Here is a 16,793-nt window from a genome sequence, read left to right on the forward strand (position 1 = left end):
TCGACAGCTCCTGCGGGCGGCTCGACAGCTCCTGCGGGCGGCTCGACAGCTCCTGCGGGCGGCTCGACAGCTCCTGCGGGCGGCTCGACAGCTCCTGCTGGCGGCTCGACAGCTCCTGCTGGCGGCTCGACAGCTCCTGCGGGCGGCTCGACAGCTCCTGCTGGGGGCGGCACAGGTACGGGGGCATTGCCGGTACAGGTTCCGGGTACGAGTCCGAGTCCGACTGCGGGCGCGACAACTCCGAGTCCGAGTCCTTCGATCGTCCCCACTCCAACTGCTGCGCCCCCAACTCCTCCGCCTTTGGGCGGCGGGCCGACTCCGCCGAGTTTTACATCTCCGACTCCTAACCAGCCGCCGATCGTGGAAGCGGGCAAGACGGTGACTGGTTTGCAGAATTTGCCTCTGTCTCTGAGCATTTCGGCGCCCAGCGACCCGGAGGGCCAGCCGCTGTCGATCGCGGTAGTCGGACTTCCCAATCCTACTTTTGGTCAGGTAATTACGGGTACGAGCCCGGTCGCCGTGAACCAAAAGTTAACCGTTCAGGATTTACTCGGGCTGAAATTCCAACCTGGAACAAACGCGATCGGGCCAGCCGGTTCTTTCAGCTACAGCGTAGCTGACGACCAAGGCGGCACGGCAGCAGCGTCAGTGGCGATTAACATCAATTCTTTCGATACCTCCGTAACTGTTCCAAGTACCCTGTCGCCGATTGCTGTCAATGACGGCATCGTATTTACGAGTACGAATAATTCGCTGCCCACTTTCATCGATGTGCTGGCCAACGATTCCAGTCCGCAAAAAGGGACGCTCAACATTATCAATGTCAGCACACCGCAACTGGGGATAGCTGTAAATCTTGTCTCTCAAGTGCAATTCATCCCCGGCAACGTAGCGGGTACAACTGCTTTCACCTACAGCGTCAGCGACGGATTCGGGACAATTCCGGGTGTAGGTACTATCACCGTTCAAATCTTGCCTGCAGATAGCGGGCCTAACAATTTAGTTGGGGGTTCTTTGCCGGACAATTTGGACGGTTTGGCGGGCAGCGATACTATTGATGGTCAAGGCGGCAACGATACGATTAACGGCGGTGTGGATAACGACGTGCTCGTAGGCGGCCTCGGCGCAGATACCATGACGGGGGGCGGCGGCGGCAATCAATACCGCTATACCAGCCCTGCACAAGGTGGGCCTGGCTTTGATGCGGCTTCTTCGGCGGCGATCGAGGCTGCGATCGCGGCGGGCGGATACGATGTGATTACTGATTTTAACGGTCTCGGTGTGCCGATCGCCGATCAGTTTAATTTTGCCCCCGGATTTGCGAATCTGGGCGGTAACAGCCAAGTTCTGCTGAATGTGCAGACAACTGTTTCTGCAAATATTCTGGGAGGAAGTGCTTTCTTGTTTGCCTACGATTCCGGCGGCAATACTTACATCATTTATGACGGCAATGGCAATAACCTCACCGGCAGCGATTCTCGCATTTTGGCGAAGTTAAATGGTGTAACTGGGGTTTCTGCTCTTTCGGAATTTGACTTGACGTTTATCTAGGAATACGGTTCAGTTAGTGCTAAAAAACAGATCGTGCGTAGGTTAGGTTGAGGAACGAAACCCAACATTTTCGCTACAATTTTCCTTAAGTGAACCGTATTGGTTGATCTCGGAAGATAAGAGGTTTGAAACCGCAGATTAACGCAGATAAACGCCGATTTCCTTGGCAGTTTATCTGCGTTAATTTGCGTTAATCTGCGGTGAAAAATCCAATCTCATTATCTTCAGAAAACAATCCCAACAAAGAGCCAAGCATAGCACCGAACGTTTAGAAAAATCCGAGTTTTGATATCATGTCCGGTCGAGCAACCGCGATTTTTGTAGATACTGTCTTGATCTGTCAAGGGGTAGCGAGCAAATAAGTTGGATAGAAAGGCTTTTGGGACTTTAAAATACCAAAAGCCAAATGCACCAACTTCCGATATCATTGCACCAATCACCTGCATTTTGACCTGGACACGACCCAATAATCGCTCGGGAGCATCCCGGTTTTGTAAATATCCCCAAATCAGCGTAAAATAGTTAAAATCAATAGAAGCGTCAAAAAAAGTCGAGAAAAAGAGCCATGACCCCTGAAGAACTAGAGCGGTTGCAATCCTGTACGGCAGAAATTGCTAAAATTTTGTATAACAATACACCCCCCAGTAAACTGACCAGTCTGGAAAATATTGAAAAGCATCTCAGGCAACAAGGGCTTGAAAAAATCGGCCCCCAAATCGGTTTTTTTTTATCAAACAAGCAACGGGAACAGAACAAGGACGACCTCAGCGAGCGTAAAAAGCTGTATTGGTGAACTAAGAATTACTGAAAAACAGGCCAAAAAATTAGAGGTTAAGAAATCAACTAGATGATCTCCATTATTTGAAAAATGCTGTCTCCGTCAAATTGCTAATCTTTCCTACGAAAATGCGGCCTCATATATGGAAGTTCAGACGGGAGTCAAGATTGGACACACTTGTTTGCATCGATTAGTAGAAAAACAAGAATGGTCAGAACCTATAGCCAAAATTGAGGTTGAGGAAACTAGCATAGATGGAGGGAAAGTCCGTCTGAGAGGGAATTTGGGAGAAGGCTCTCATTGGCAAGATTATAAGGCTGTGCGGTTACATGAAAGTTATTATGGGGCTTTTTATCAAGACAATGAAGCGTTAATTAACTATATAAATCATCAACCTTTAGCCTATTTATTAACATGTTTAGGTGATGGACATGAGGGAATATGGAAGATTATTAGCCAGTTGAATCCGGGTAAAACCCGACGCGAAATCTTAGATTGGTATCATTTAATTGAAAATTTGTATAAAGTGGGAGGGTCGTTAAAACGGGAGCATCTCATATTTGTAAAAATACTTCTTCTGGCTCATTCCTTCTTCTGGCTCCTTCCTTCTTCTTCTTTCCTTCTGCCTCTTTCCTTCTGCCTCTTTCCTTCTGCCTCTTTCCTTCTGCCTCCTGCCTCCTGCCTCCTGCCTCAAAACTCCAATTTCTAGCGGAGGGCTGCAAAGGTGAGATGCACCCGTTAAAACGCCTAGCTAAAGCCAAGGGATTTTTGTGGCAAGGCCAGATCGACCGAACCCTTGACTTATTTAAATCGAACCCAACAAAAACCGCCCAAAACTTTTGTAACTATCTAGGGCTTGCTGAATATATCGATCGCACTTGACGTGGCATGGGTTAAGAACTGGTGCGATGCAAGTCAGGTGCAAAAAAAACAGGTAAAATAGATCAAAACCCGTGCATCACCATTGGTGACAAGTTAAGGCTGTAAGTTTTTTGTCAAGAGGCTTTTGGAGAATTATTGAAAAAGAATTGGTTAGAACCTCGTTGCTTTTCAGGAAAAGGGGCGACGATTAACTTAACATTTGGTTTTCGCTCCTGTTTAATAATTCCTAAATCGCGATTTTCTGGGGCAGCAAAATATTTAACTGGATCGGTTGCTTTACCTTTATGATGAGCTATCGTAAAATGATAAAGACCGCGATAAATCATTTCTAAAGAAATCCGATCAAAAGGTATAGCTAGTTCATCGGCTACTGCATCACCTAAGTCTACTAAAACCGCATAAAATAACCACCTTGCCCAAATTTGTAATTTAATCCCATTGATTGAACCCGTCAATAAATAGCTTAAATCTAACAGCCTTTTTACTATATTAAATGCCTCTTCAATCCGCCAACGTCGTCGATATAAATCTGCAACTACATAAGGGGTAATATCTCTGGCTCTAAGACAGTGGTTAAATAGGAATGCCAGGCTTTTCCTGAACGAACTTCAATCAAAAGTAAAGTAATAAACGGAGTTCTCTTTGTTCCAGACCCCAGACGTATCTTACGGTCTCGCAGTCCATAACTATCTGTAAACACTTGCTCTACTTTGATTGCTGCTCCTTTCTTTATTCTCCTAATAAACTTAACTTTTTGGTCAATTAATTTCAACCAAAAACTAAAGTGATAAAATCCTCTATCTAATAATAGCAACGTATTTTCGCTGACTAAACTGAGGATATTTTCTTCAAGCTTTATATCAAATTCTTTCGCATTTTCGGTAAACCAGATTTCTACTGGTAGTCGATTTACTCGCATCAATTACTGTACTTATTTTTCCCGCCCGTTGTCCGACCTTAGTCTCTTATAAACTTGATAATTTCCGAAACAATGCCTCTAATATTGAACTATCTATAATCCAAATCTGCTCAAATTTTGTTAATGTAAACTGAATACTTTCTGGTAAGGTTCGTTGATTTCTGCTTTGCCAATTTGTTCTTAACCTTGGCAATAAGTCTTTAAATACTTGTTCAAATAGCTCGGCAGGAAAGGTGAAAAATCTTTGTGAGAGTCCTTGTTGGCTGACTTTGGTGGGATTACACCACAGAAAACCATCTCTAGTTAACATTCTAGTCAGTTCTCTTACCCCTACTACATCTCGCCATAGAACCGGTTAACACCGCAGCCATCATCAGGGGCAAGTTGAGAATGCGGTCTCGCTCGCCCCAGTTGACGGTAGGAATTTTTCTGGTTGAGCATGGCTGGTGTCAGTAATGCTTCGAGTTGTTGGGCAATTACTTCATCCTCTATCATTGGCCGTTGTTTCTTCTTGGCGTGATCTCGATTTGTAGTTCTAGTCTTGGTCATGGCCCGTCTCAATCCCCCAATTACTTACCTGTTATGAGTTTCATCCATTTTTTACTTAATGTAAATACCCCATTGACAATTTACTCATCACCTTAACTTGTCACTAATGGTACTCGCCAATATGTTTTTGAGCTAAACCAGCCATATTCAAATCCCAGCAAGCTTGCCAAGGCGGAACGCTTTCTAAAGGTTGTTGCAAGTGTCTTGTAGTTTCTTTCAATGCTGCCTTCGCCTCACTCGCTTGTCCTAAATATGAATGTAGGAGAGCAACTTCGCAGTAACAACTATTTAGCCGAGATTGAATTGCAGGAGATACTTGAGATAAAGCTAAATTAAGTTTTGCTTGATAAATAGCTAATCCTAGCTCGTATTCACCAGCAGCAATATATAGCAATCCTAAATCATTCTCATAATTATTGTAGGGGCAATCCGACCCCTACTCCCCGTGGTTGCCCGATAGATAGGGGGTAGGCACGGGGAGTAGGGGTAGCACTACCCCTACAAATTTATCTGAATCATTTAGGATTGCTATAGCACAAACCCATATCACTGTATGAATTTAATTCTGTCCATTTATCGCCTTCACGCTTAGCGGCAAATTGAGCTTGGCGGTGATATTCTAGAGCTGCTTCAAAACCATCTGCTAGCAAATAGGCGTGACAGTCGCCGATGCAGCGATACAGACTTGCTTCCCGGTTAGGCGAAACTCGATTTACCAGTTTATCTGCTAATTCTAAAGTTTGGCTGATGTATCCCCACGATAAAAAATATAGAAACAATTCTTCTGGTAAAATAGGTATGGCAGGGGCGGCACAATACATCCCACGCTGAATCATAATCTTCAATTTCTCGGAAATGATAGTAAGCTTCTAAAACGTGCAAACCTAACTGAGGGGATTGAATATGTTCTACACTAGAAAACCAATGTTGTGCGATCGCCCTTTGAGTTTGTTCCCATTCGCTGCTATTCTGTAACTGATTCAAACCTGCCGCCCGAATCGCTGGGTGCATTCGGTATTTGCCCCGATGTAATTGTAGCAAAGAACAGTCACACAACTGCCGCGTTACTTTCAATTGTTCTGCTGGCGTTACATCCCACAGCAAAGCTTTGATACAAGTATCTGGCAACCATTCAATTTGTTGATAGCGACAAGCTCCCAAACGGCATAGCAAGCGGTAAGCTTGATGAGAGTGAGCGTTGAGGCGATTTAACTGATTGTTGATAAGAAACGAAAATGGATCTAGCTGCTGTAATTCCTGGCGGTTTTGTTGCCAAGCTTCGGCAATATCTCCATCATAATTATTTTGAATATAGCAATCCTAAATCATTCTCATAATTATTGTAGGGGCAATCCGACCCCTACTCCCCGTGGTTGCCCGATAGATAGGGGGTAGGCACGGGGAGTAGGGGTAGCACTACCCCTACAAATTTATCTAAATCATTTAGGATTGCTATATCATTGTACAGCACCTCCATCGCTAGAGCATTGCCTTTGTAAACTGCGTGCATTTCTTGCAGAGCTTGTAAATCTTCAGAAGTTTTGGGATATTCAAAATATTGTTGCCATGCTTCTGGAGTCAAGCCTCTTAAAATGTGAGTTTGAACGCCTCTGATGTCAGGTTCTTTTAATTTTTCTCTACTGGTAATCAGGGTGACTCCTTCGATTCGGGGATCGCTGAGTACGCGCAGTAATTCTACATAATTGCGGTATTCAGGTAAAAACATACCGTTGCATAAGGCAGACTCTAAGTTATCTATGAAAATTACAACTTTGATTTGACGCAGTTTTTTTTCTAGCAAACTTAAACTAAGGCTAAAATCTCTGGGTGCATCTTCCTGAAAATCTTGCTGCAGCCAAGTCTGAACAAATGAATCGGCACTCCGCAAGTCTTCTGGAGTGTATGCAATTTTCATATCTAATATTTTTTCAAATTGGCAACTGGCTAGGTATTGCTGTGCTAAGGTAGTTTTGCCGATGCCGCCTTCTCCTACTATTATCAAAATCTTGAACTTTTCTGATGTCCATTTTTGGAGCTTAGTAATATCTGAACTTCGTTCTACCCAGCGAGAATTTAATGGTTGTGGTTCTCCAGGTGGCGCTGGGATTAGTTCGGGCCTGAATTGAAAAAATAATGCCTGCAAATCTGACCAGCTAGAGCGCTTGTCGTTTCCTAAACCAAAGGCTTGATATGCTGTTGTCAAATGTTGGCGTACAGTTGCTTCAGATTTAATTGCGAGAATTTTGGCAATTTGTTTGTTGGGTGTTCCAGCTAGTTTTTGCTGCAAAACTTGCTTGCATTTGTTGCCTAAATTGTTGTAAATAGTGGTAAATTCTGCTTGATTCATGGGTAGTTTGCCTGTGGAAGTGCGATCGCGCGTGGCAGCGCCATGTCAGAAGTTGGCGACCGAGAATTTCAAAGGTGGTACAAGCCCCCGTCTCTATCCGTGGAATCAATCGAAAGCATCCCAAATCTAAAATCCTCAAGCCCCCGTCTCGATCCGTGGGGTCAATTCTTCAATCATCCAATCTAAAATCTAAAATCTAAAATCTAAAATCGAATGACTGCTGCCTGTGACTGCACAATTGTGAGTTTTGAATGTTTATTGATTTTACACTGAGTTACGGGTTAAAAAGTTATTCAATAATTAAATCTTTGCAAACATCATTTTGGGGGTAAGAAGTATGGAGTTTCTGGCGGATGGGAATTGTGCGGATGCAACGCTGCTAATTGTTGTGCGATGCTGTGCGTCATCGTCTGCGACTTTGGGGGCGATCGTGTAAATGATTGTTACAAAAGCTGGAACTATGCGTAAAAACATAGGGCTATTTCCGAAATGTAAGTAGAGGCTGGAATTTAGGGGGTAAAAAGCTATGAAGTTGGTATCAGAGGATGCAGCAGGCGATCGGACAGATCGATCGGGCGACAGCAACAGCAAAGCTAAGTTAAATCAGAAGGTGGAAACAGATATGTCATCATCGCCCGAAAGCAAAGAGAATCCGATTAATCAGGTTTTTGATAAAATCGAGGACATTTTGTGTGAAACTTGGGAAAAAACAGGGTTTGGAAAAGTGACTATTGAGAGTGAGAGGGCCCAAAAGGGTAAAGATAAAATTCAAGTGACTGTGAAGGGTTCTACTTATTATCGGTATCACATTTCTGAGGAAGATGTTCGGGAGTGGAATTCAAAGGAATAAGTGCGATCGGTTGGGTGAGGGCGGGTTTTTATAATTTGTTGATGGGTGTCAAAAATTTAGGCGAACCCGCCCCTATCAGTAAAATTGCGGACAAATTTGTAGGGGCGGGTTCACCGATCGATTCTGTCACCCACAGATTATCTTTATAAACCCGCCCCCACCCAACTATGAAACTATTTACAACAAAGATAAGGGAAGGTATTGACAGGTTAAATTAAATCGTGTAGATTATTTTTACGTCGGGTAAAGTACCCGCAATGATATAGTCTGTACGGTTGCGATGGTCGGCAGCATCATTGTTTAAACAATTGAATTTTAGGTAAAAACCTAGCTTGAGATGAGTGAGATGCTCACGGGGCTGGTGAAAGGGCAGGCGCGATCGCTTCGATCGCATTTGTCACTTTCCCGGCCTTTTGTGTTTTTTGGCAATAATTAGTTTTTTTGAGGAGATCGGATTATGAAATGGCTAACAGATGATGAGTTTTTCGGTACTGAAGTGGGTACGGATGTCGAGGATCGCGCTTTGAATATGATAAGTGCGATCGGGCAGAATTCCCTCACAAGTTTTGCAACAAGTGCAGATTTTCTGGCCAAGATGCAGGTAGCATTCGGCAACAACTTTGATGTTGAGAAAGCAGTCAAGTTAGCATCAGCTTGGGCACAGGGAGATTTTAGCGAATTTCCAGAGATTGAGATTCGTTCGGAAGCAGAGATTAATGGTGCTTTGGGTGCGTTTACGGCTGCGACAGGGAAGATTTATCTGTCGCGGGAATTCCTTGCCAAAAATGCGGGAAATGTTACGGCGGTTGCGGGTGTTTTGCTGGAAGAGTTTGGGCATTTTGTTGATTCGCAGATTAATACTGTAGATGCGATCGGGGATGAGGGGGAGATTTTTTCGGATTTAGTTCAAGGTAAGGCGTTGAGTCAGGGGGAATTGGCGGGGTTGAAGGGTGAGGATGATTCGGCGGTGGTTGTTTTGGATGGGGAATTGAGGGCGATCGAGCAGAAAGTACAATCAGATACCCTTGATTTTTTTGCAAACAATATTGAGGGTTGGAATAATTTTAAACTCCCCAGGTACGATAAAACTCTTTTGGATACTGGCAGCATAATATTTTCAGGAAAGGACGATAAAGGTAGCATTCAATTTGATGGGAGTTTAAATGGCTCTGCTAAAATCAATTATTTTGCTGAATGGGGCGGTCTGGGACGTTTAGAGGAATTTCGATATCCAATAAAAACGGATATTACTCTGCCCAACAATGTGAATAATAAAGAGACAATAAAAATAGATACCTCATCTTTTTCAGTTCAAAAAGGGTCAATTAAGGGATCGGGATATGAGCTACCAGGTACAGGTCTTGATCTAGTATATAGCTTAGCGCCCAGTGGTTTGAGCAATATTTTAGTAAAAACTCCTTTCGGAGACAAAAAGATCCCAAATTTAGGCTATTTCGGAGATCCGATAGTTGAACAAAAAAGTGAATTAGTTCGTGCCAGAGTAGGTGATGTTGCTTTGAAGTTTCCTCTGGGAAATTTAGGCTCTCTCAGCTTTACACCAGTTGACAATATAGCCATAAAACCCTCAGAGTTTGAATCTGAAACCCTATTGAATTTTATTCCATCTAGTATCAATAAAAAACTTGTACCTATTAGTGGAAAAGGTACAGATGATTTGGCAAAGCTAAAATTAGATATAGATGGACTTATCGCGTATTTTTTCCCTCCAGCCAGATTTCTTAAACTTCCTCCAATAAATTTTGGAGGCTCTGTCACCAATCCAACAGATAATACTACAACTCAAGTCACTCCTCAAGAAAGAGAAACAATTGAAAAGTTTGACTTTGATAAGTTAAAGCAAAAAGATTTAGATTTTTTTGCAGAACAAGGAATAACTCTACAAGACTTGCAGGCGGTCAAAAACTTTGATATCAAACGTCTTCCTTTAACTAATAAAGAAGTGATTAAGCAAGCAAAGTTTGGGTTCGCAGCTAGTTTGGATATTTTAGATGTAACAGCAAACTTGTCTTATGTTGTGAGACAAGATTTTGTATTTGCTCCATCTGATGTAAAGGTTAAAATGGAGGTGGTTGGAGAGCCAAATTCAACAAAACCAGGTTCTTTAGGAGATGTGTTTGAATTTGAAACTCCTGAGCAGGGATGTGGTGTTGTAGAAATCAAAGCCGAATACGAACTTTCGGGTCAGATATTTAATGAAATTGGTTCGGCAGTTCAGGGGTCATTAGATACTGAGATATTGAAATATGAATTGGGGGCTAGTTTTGGTTATTTGCAAATTCCACCAATAAAGGGAGGGCCACTCAAAAAGTTTCAAGTTCCTGAAGGAGGTCTCACAAGTGAACCAACTCCTATAATCGGTAGTAATCCTATGGCTACTTTAAAAATTGCGCCAATTGATCTAGCCCAAATTAAACAAGATGATAAGGTCACAAAGAGAATAGTAATTGAGAAAACTTATAGAATTCCTTACAACCTACCCGTCTCAGTTTCAGATGCAAGCGTAACTGAGGGGGATAGCGGCACTAAAGATATGGTGTTCCCAGTAACACTACGCGATGTGCCAAACGAGGCAGTAACGCTATCATATAGCTCACCTAAAGGTAGTGGCTCAGTCACAATTGCAGCAGGTCAAACCAGTGGCGAAATTAAAATTCCTGTTACTGGAGATGAAACAGTAGAGCCAGATGAAACCTTCACGCTTACAGTCAAAGACCAAAATGGTAAACTCTTTGCTGACTGTAAAGGCACAGACTCCTCTGAAGCAACAGGCACTATCAATGACGATGACAGCCCCGATCCCAAGCCAGAAAATCGAGGTAGTACATGGGGCGAACCCCACTTAGTAACCATTGACGGACTCAGTTATGACTTCCAAACGGCAGGTGAATTCATGCTACTGAAGTCGGAAAGTGGAGACTTAGAAGTTCAAACCCGACAAGAACCCTTCAGAAATGAACCAGTCTCTATCAACACAGCGATCGCAACAAAAATTGATGGACAGCGGATAACAATTTTCCGCAAACCGGAACAACAAACGCCTAATACACCAAATCAACAGGTTTTCATCAACGATCAACCTACTCAAATTGCTGATAATAGCTACCTGAGTGTTGGTCAAGGTCGTATTTATCACCAAGGAGATCAATACACCATTGTTTATCCAAGTGGCGATCAAATTGACATTGATACCCAGGCTAGTTTCAAAGGAATAAACTACCTAGATATCAATATCTATTTAACGAAAGAACGAGAAGACAAAATTACGGGTCTGTTTGGCAATAACAACAATAAACAAGAAGATGACATTGCTCTGCGAGACGGAACAATTCTCCAGTCTCCTGTTTCCCGTAACGATCTGTATGGCAAATATGCTGATAGTTGGCGGATCAAACAAGAGGAATCCCTCTTTCACTATGAACCCGGTCAAAGCACTAACACCTTTACTAATCGAAAATTCCCTCTTAACCCCATTACTATTGAGGACTTACAAGCCAAAGACCCACAAAAATTTGAGGAAGCAAGACAGAAAGTTCTCGCTGCGGGAATTACAGATGAAAACCTGATTAACGCTGCCATTCTTGACTTTTTACTCACGGGAGACGAGTCTTTTATTGAAAGTGCTAAAAACGCACGAACCACAAATGGGGTTTTAGCGATCGCCTCCCCATTCACCGCCAACAGCGACTTTACCACCACCACCGTCAACACAGCCACAAAAATAGATATCCTAGCCAACGATACCACCGCCAAAGACCCCCTCTCCATCAAAGAATTCAACACAAAATCCGTTGCCGGAGGCATCATCACCCTCGACAACAACAACACCCCAGACGATAAAACCGACGACCAACTCACCTACACCCCACCCCCAAACTTCACCGGCACCGATAAATTTAACTACCTCCTAACAGACGGCAAACAAATACAAGCTGCCACCGTTAATGTCAATATAAATAGCCTCAAACTTGACAACCTTTCCGGCAATAACGGCTTCGTCCTCAACGGCACAGAAGCAGGTAACTTCTCAGGAGTTGCTGTCAGCAAAACCGGAGATATCAACGGCGACAAAATAGACGATATCATAGTCGGATCGTTCGGTGCCGACCCCAATAACGTCAACGCCGCAGGCAAAAGTCAAGTCATCTTTGGTAATCAAAAATTCCCCGCCAGCGTCAACCTTTCCCAACTCAACGGTCAAAATGGTTTCACCCTCAATGGCACCGATGCCGAAGGTTTCAGCGGCGGAACAGTCAGCAGTGCCGGCGATATCAACGGCGACGGCATCAAAGACTTTATTATTGGTGCCTTCGGTGCCGCTGTCAACGGTCAAAATAATGCCGGAAAAACTTACATTGTCTTCGGCACAAACAAAGGATTTCCTGCTAACTTCAACCTGGCTAATTTGAACGGTAATAATGGTTTTGCCGTTACAGGAACCAACACCTTTGACTACGCCGGCCTCTTTGCGACTGGCATTAGCGATATTAATGGCGATCGCATTGACGACATACTCATCAGCGCACCCGGCCCGCTCGGTGGCACACCTGGTAAAAGCTACGTCATCTACGGCCGCACCACAGGTTTTTCTCCTAACTTAAACCTAGCTGAAATTAACAACAATAACGGCTTTGTTATTAATGGGATCGACGGCAATTCTAGCGGTACTGCCAGCAGCGGCGATATCAACGGCGACGGCATCCCCGACCTCGTAATTGGTGCAGATGGCGGCAACACCAGCGGCGGCATTAATGCAGGCAAAACTTACGTTATCTTCGGTCAGCAAGGCGGATTTAATGGCAGCGTCAACGTCCCAGAATTAAATGGAACCACCGGATTTGTCATCGCCGGCCTCAGTGCTGAAGAACGTTCTGGAATCGCCCTCACCGCCACAGGAGATATCAACGGTGACGGCAATAAAGACATCGTAATTGGTGCTCCCGGTGCGACAGTTGGCGACCAAATTAACGCTGGCAAAATCTCCGTAATTTTTGGCAAAAAAGAGGAATTTCCTGTCATCTTTAACCTTGCTGAATTGAACGGTAGTAATGGCTTTACAATCTTAGGTTTCGATGCTGAAGGTTCAGCCGGAAATGCCGTTAGCTATGCCGGAGATGTCAACAAAGATGGCTTTGACGACTTGTTAATAGGAGCCTCCAGCGCCAACTCTAACGATAAAAACAATGCTGGAAAAACATTTGTTGTTTTTGGAAGTAAGGAATTTCCAGCTAATTTCAGTTTAGCAGAAGCTAACGGTAAGAATGCCTTAGTTTTAAATGGAGTAGAAACCGATGGTTTACTTGGCACTGCTGTCAGCGGTGGGGGAGATATTAACGGCGACGGCATCGACGATATAATTGTTGGCGCACCCGGCAGTTTATTTCAAGATTCTCCCGGCAAAAGTTATGCCGTTTTTGGTAGCCGAGGTTTCGGTTTTGCTAACCCGAATAATGGTTTGCAAGGCACGGTTCAAGATGATATTATCAACGGAACCCAAGAAGATGACACGATTTCCGGCCGCCAAGGAAATGATAAAATCTTTGGTAATGCAGGTCAAGATGTGTTATCAGGTAATCTCAATGATGACTACTTAGATGGTGAAAAAGGGCAAGATATATTAATAGGTGGAGATGGAAATGATAGCCTTTTTGGTGGACTTGGTAATGACGTAATTAAAGGCGACAATAGCAACGATATTCTCACCGGAGTTGACATCAATGCTATTAACCCCGGAATTGAGGAAATTGACACCTTAACTGGTGGAGGTGGTAGCGATATTTTCGTTTTGGGAGATGTCAATAACACTTACTACGATAACCTCGATAGCGACTACGCGCTAATTACTGATTTTAATGCCAGTGAAGATAGTATCCAATTGCAGGGTAAAGCCGATGATTACCTGCTAGTTCCTTTCTCGCAAGCTAACCAAACTGGTACGGCAATTTACCGCAAGGCGGCTCAAAATGAATTAATTAGCATTCTCCAAGGAGGTGCAAATTTGAGCTTAAGTGGTAATTATTTCAAATTTGTAGGGGCGGGTTAACCGATAGATTCTGCTACCCACAGATAATCTTGATAAACCCGCCCCCACCCCACCAATAACCCCAATTGACTATCCCCGCTTAACCTTTAAATTCAATTAATTTTTGATTTCTGGGTTGGGTGGGGGCGGGTTTTTATAATTTGTTGATGGGTGTCAAATATCTAGGCGAACCCGCCCCTACAGGCCTGTACAATATTAGGATTATTTTGTAGGGGCGGGTTAACCGATCGATTATGCCACCCACAGATAATCTTGATAAACCCGCCCCCACCAACCAATAACCCGATCGACAATCCCCACACAACCGTAAAATTAAATAAAATTCAATTATTATTAAATTATGTCATCACTAATCCTAATCCGCATTTTCATAGCAGCCGCAGCCGTATTCGGAGGTTTATCCGTTGCAGGCGGTGCTTTCGCCTCCCACGCTTTGAAAAATCAATTGACCGATCGAGCTTTAACCATTTTTGAGACCGGCGCCCGATATCAAATGTACCATGCCCTAGCTCTATTACTCGTCGCTTTACTCTTGAGCCGCGCCCAAGAGTCTCAAACCTTTTTTGCAGTGGCTGGATGGGCTTTTATTGCCGGCACAATCATCTTTTCAGGCAGTTTGTACGCCCTGAGTTTGAGTGACATCAAATGGCTGGGTGCAATTACGCCACTGGGGGGAGTTGCTTTTATTGTTGGTTGGGGATGTTTGGCAGTCGCAGCTTTTAGTTTTAAATAGGCAACTGGTAAATTTTGAAGCAATTACCAATTATAAATTATAGCGGTTCTCAAAAAAGTGAGGTATGCCCTATGCCCTATGCCCTATGCCCTATGCCCTATGCCCTATGCCCTATGCCCATGAGTACCTCATATGAGAGATCGAAAGGCTATATCTAATTATCAAACACATCGCTGGAAAACATCTCAGTCAAAGTACGCAAGTAAGGTACAAATACCGTTAAATCTTCAGCAGGAAGCCGATCGCATATTTCCCAAAATAAAATCAGCAGCATATCCTGCACTAACTCCCAACTTACATGAAGTTTGGGGTACAACATCACGCAAATTGGAAACAATTCTTGCTGTACCGGGCGAATACTACCTTCCAAAACGCACCAGCACAAATAGCTTTGAAAAATCTCGACATCCCGGATACCAGAAATTTTTATCTCCCGATCGCTCAAATAGCCACTGCTGCTGCGGTATCCTTGATGCTGGGCACTAGCTCGATCGTACACTGCACTAGCAATCTGAGTCGTCTGCTGCAACAAATGCTGAACGGCTAATAGAGCTCTTGAATTCGGGGGCTGATTCGCCGCAGCCTCGTTAATCTCTCCGTAGGGAATGTGCAGGTAGTCGTCTACAACTTTTAAGTAGGGCGCAAATTCCGCTCTCTCTGACTCCGAAAGACATCCTAACAAGATTTTGCTAGTGTATTGAAACTGCATTGTCACAAATCCCAGCACTAACGGATCTGTCTCTGAGTATTTTCGCCTCACTTTGATAATATCTTTTCCCACCAGCACTGACAAGCGGAAAACAGGTTCTCTATCCGCATAAGCGTCTATTGCTTTCCGATATAATGTGCGAGAATCGGCGGCAATTTCTAAAGAATTAATTAAACTTGGATCGATCGCGTGCCGCTCTATTTGTTTCCCTAAAAGAGCTTCTACTCTACTCCAAGCTATCTCGCTGGCTAATTTCAGGGTATCTGTCAATTTGTCAACTATTGGGGCCCTATTTCCCTCAAAATTAGTTAAATCGAGGCTGGGGAGAATTTGGCGTGGCCCTTGGTTCTCTCGTGTCGCAACTGTACTGTAATATTTTTTTGCCCAGCTAACTGCGAAGGAAGAAACGCTGACACCTTTAGCTTTTGGGAGTTTGTCAGTGTCGGGTCCGGTAATACCTTGGGACGCCTGACTTGGGCCGTGTTGAAGTTGGTCGGCTGCTGGTAAAGATTTTGAAGATATTTGTGAAATACCCGTCATGATAAACCTCGTTTTTTTATTAAGTCGCACCCGATCGATTCCCCTAAGTTTTAACGTTGTCAACTACAATTTTCTGCATTTGTACGCTGACAGTCATCAGCCATTACGCTTAAAGCTATAAGCAATTTGGCTCGACTGCCTGCATCTTTTATAAGTTGCACGTTAATAACATTATTGATTGTGCGCTCGATCACCATCACCCTGTGATCGCGATCCTAAGTGATTTTTTTGACCTATAAATGAGGACGAGCAAGAAATTTAATCGGTCTTAAAATCTGATAATTAAAGTCAAATCTGCCTCAAAAAAACTGCTGCTTGAAATACTTTATCTTTGTTTTGGAGCGCTTTTGTCGATCGCCCTAATTTCTTAAAGAAGCTAGGCTACAGCACGCTCGATCGCTGACTTTGGTTAATTTATTTCCGTCGCTGAATTAGAAATGTATTGTGAGTCTGGCGATTGTTAGGAAACCCTAACAAATTTAACGATCGGCTTTTCTAAATAAAAAATTAAATTTGAGATGAGAATCAGATTTATGTGCATTTCGTTAAGGCCATTGCCAGGGTCGTTTTTTGCGATCGGTTTTTTAGCTTCCCCGTGAAGCGAAGCTATCCCGTAGGGAATCGCTCGCAATTGATCGTCGTCCATTCGATCGGCAAACGACCCTTCAAAACCGGAATTAGCGCCTGACTAGCCCCATCCCTCCCACATTTTGCCCACTCTGACTTGTTCGAGTCCTCTGTCGGAGGCGGAAGCCTGTCCCTACAACGATAGGATTAGGCAGATGCGGGCCCCACGGGCGATCGATCCTCACAAACAGCACGGCCAGTATGTCTTTAAGGCTATGCCTTCGGGTAGGATTAGTAGGACGAGAGG

At 43.8% G+C, this 16,793-nt stretch carries 13 protein-coding genes and 1 pseudogene; 6 read left to right on the forward strand and 8 right to left on the reverse strand.

The annotated features are described in order from the left end of the window. The 3 genes from QT990_RS07755 to QT990_RS07765 form a co-directional block, all read left to right on the forward strand. Nucleotides 1-1,551: Ig-like domain-containing protein (locus tag QT990_RS07755; protein WP_445305437.1), on the forward strand; the 1,551-nt coding region annotated here is incomplete at its 5' end. A gap of 565 nt (nt 1,552-2,116) precedes the next feature. Next, on the forward strand, nt 2,117-2,344 hold the full coding sequence (locus QT990_RS07760; protein WP_333143463.1) for a hypothetical protein: 228 nt from the start codon (nt 2,117-2,119) through the stop codon (nt 2,342-2,344). A 127-nt stretch (nt 2,345-2,471) separates the two neighbouring features. Beyond that, nucleotides 2,472-3,038, forward strand: a complete 567-nt coding sequence (locus QT990_RS07765) for a hypothetical protein (RefSeq protein WP_333143462.1) — start codon at nt 2,472-2,474, stop codon at nt 3,036-3,038. Between the two features lie 286 nt (nt 3,039-3,324). Here QT990_RS07765 and QT990_RS07770 read toward each other — a convergent pair. The 6 genes and pseudogenes from QT990_RS07770 to QT990_RS07795 all read right to left on the reverse strand — a co-directional run bounded on the left by QT990_RS07770 (nt 3,325) and on the right by QT990_RS07795 (nt 7,500). After that, nucleotides 3,325-4,625: pseudogene (locus QT990_RS07770) on the reverse strand (IS4 family transposase). A 157-nt stretch (nt 4,626-4,782) separates the two neighbouring features. After that, nucleotides 4,783-5,073, reverse strand: coding sequence for a hypothetical protein (locus tag QT990_RS07775; RefSeq protein ID WP_333143461.1), 291 nt, complete (start codon nt 5,071-5,073; stop codon nt 4,783-4,785). Nucleotides 5,074-5,194: 121 nt separating this feature from the next. Then, on the reverse strand, nt 5,195-5,458 hold the full coding sequence (locus QT990_RS07780) for a hypothetical protein (protein WP_333143460.1): 264 nt from the start codon (nt 5,456-5,458) through the stop codon (nt 5,195-5,197). Beyond that, nucleotides 5,400-5,852: a hypothetical protein gene (locus tag QT990_RS07785; protein WP_333305118.1), complete on the reverse strand. Its 453-nt coding sequence runs from the start codon at nt 5,850-5,852 to the stop codon at nt 5,400-5,402. The genes QT990_RS07780 and QT990_RS07785 overlap by 59 nt, the downstream gene beginning before the upstream one ends. A gap of 187 nt (nt 5,853-6,039) precedes the next feature. Next, nucleotides 6,040-7,026: an AAA family ATPase gene (locus tag QT990_RS07790; protein WP_333465102.1), complete on the reverse strand. Its 987-nt coding sequence runs from the start codon at nt 7,024-7,026 to the stop codon at nt 6,040-6,042. Nucleotides 7,027-7,326: 300 nt separating this feature from the next. Next, on the reverse strand, nt 7,327-7,500 hold the full coding sequence (locus tag QT990_RS07795; protein WP_333413365.1) for a hypothetical protein: 174 nt from the start codon (nt 7,498-7,500) through the stop codon (nt 7,327-7,329). A gap of 52 nt (nt 7,501-7,552) precedes the next feature. On the opposite strand from QT990_RS07795, the gene QT990_RS07800 reads away from it, so the two are divergent. From QT990_RS07800 to QT990_RS07810, 3 genes are all read left to right on the forward strand, one after another. After that, nucleotides 7,553-7,876 (forward strand): hypothetical protein, encoded by a 324-nt coding sequence (locus tag QT990_RS07800; protein ID WP_333143457.1) that lies wholly within the window; start codon nt 7,553-7,555, stop codon nt 7,874-7,876. A 457-nt stretch (nt 7,877-8,333) separates the two neighbouring features. Beyond that, nucleotides 8,334-13,937, forward strand: coding sequence for a VWD domain-containing protein (locus QT990_RS07805; RefSeq protein ID WP_333465103.1), 5,604 nt, complete (start codon nt 8,334-8,336; stop codon nt 13,935-13,937). A 340-nt stretch (nt 13,938-14,277) separates the two neighbouring features. Next, on the forward strand, nt 14,278-14,670 hold the full coding sequence (locus tag QT990_RS07810) for a DUF423 domain-containing protein (protein WP_333465104.1): 393 nt from the start codon (nt 14,278-14,280) through the stop codon (nt 14,668-14,670). 154 nt (nt 14,671-14,824) lie between these two features. Here the strand turns inward: QT990_RS07810 and QT990_RS07815 are convergent, their stop codons facing one another. Both QT990_RS07815 and QT990_RS07820 read right to left on the reverse strand, forming a co-directional pair. Continuing rightward, on the reverse strand, nt 14,825-15,919 hold the full coding sequence (locus QT990_RS07815; RefSeq protein ID WP_333305137.1) for a hypothetical protein: 1,095 nt from the start codon (nt 15,917-15,919) through the stop codon (nt 14,825-14,827). 460 nt (nt 15,920-16,379) lie between these two features. Continuing rightward, entirely contained in the window at nt 16,380-16,565 is a 186-nt protein-coding gene (locus QT990_RS07820; protein WP_333465105.1) for a hypothetical protein, read from the reverse strand. Between the last annotated feature and the right edge of the window lie 228 nt (nt 16,566-16,793).

Source organism: Microcoleus sp. T3_B1 (assembly GCF_036700445.1).
GTDB lineage: Bacteria > Cyanobacteriota > Cyanobacteriia > Cyanobacteriales > Microcoleaceae > Microcoleus.

Coding starts and splice junctions, on each gene's coding strand:
- QT990_RS07760 (WP_333143463.1), top strand. CDS start 2,117: ATGACCCCTGAAGAACTAGAGCGGTTGCAATCCTGTACGGCAGAAATT.
- QT990_RS07765 (WP_333143462.1), top strand. CDS start 2,472: ATGGAAGTTCAGACGGGAGTCAAGATTGGACACACTTGTTTGCATCGA.
- QT990_RS07790 (WP_333465102.1), bottom strand. CDS start 7,026: ATGAATCAAGCAGAATTTACCACTATTTACAACAATTTAGGCAACAAA.
- QT990_RS07795 (WP_333413365.1), bottom strand. CDS start 7,500: ATGTTTTTACGCATAGTTCCAGCTTTTGTAACAATCATTTACACGATC.
- QT990_RS07800 (WP_333143457.1), top strand. CDS start 7,553: ATGAAGTTGGTATCAGAGGATGCAGCAGGCGATCGGACAGATCGATCG.
- QT990_RS07805 (WP_333465103.1), top strand. CDS start 8,334: ATGAAATGGCTAACAGATGATGAGTTTTTCGGTACTGAAGTGGGTACG.
- QT990_RS07810 (WP_333465104.1), top strand. CDS start 14,278: ATGTCATCACTAATCCTAATCCGCATTTTCATAGCAGCCGCAGCCGTA.
- QT990_RS07815 (WP_333305137.1), bottom strand. CDS start 15,919: ATGACGGGTATTTCACAAATATCTTCAAAATCTTTACCAGCAGCCGAC.
- QT990_RS07820 (WP_333465105.1), bottom strand. CDS start 16,565: ATGGACGACGATCAATTGCGAGCGATTCCCTACGGGATAGCTTCGCTT.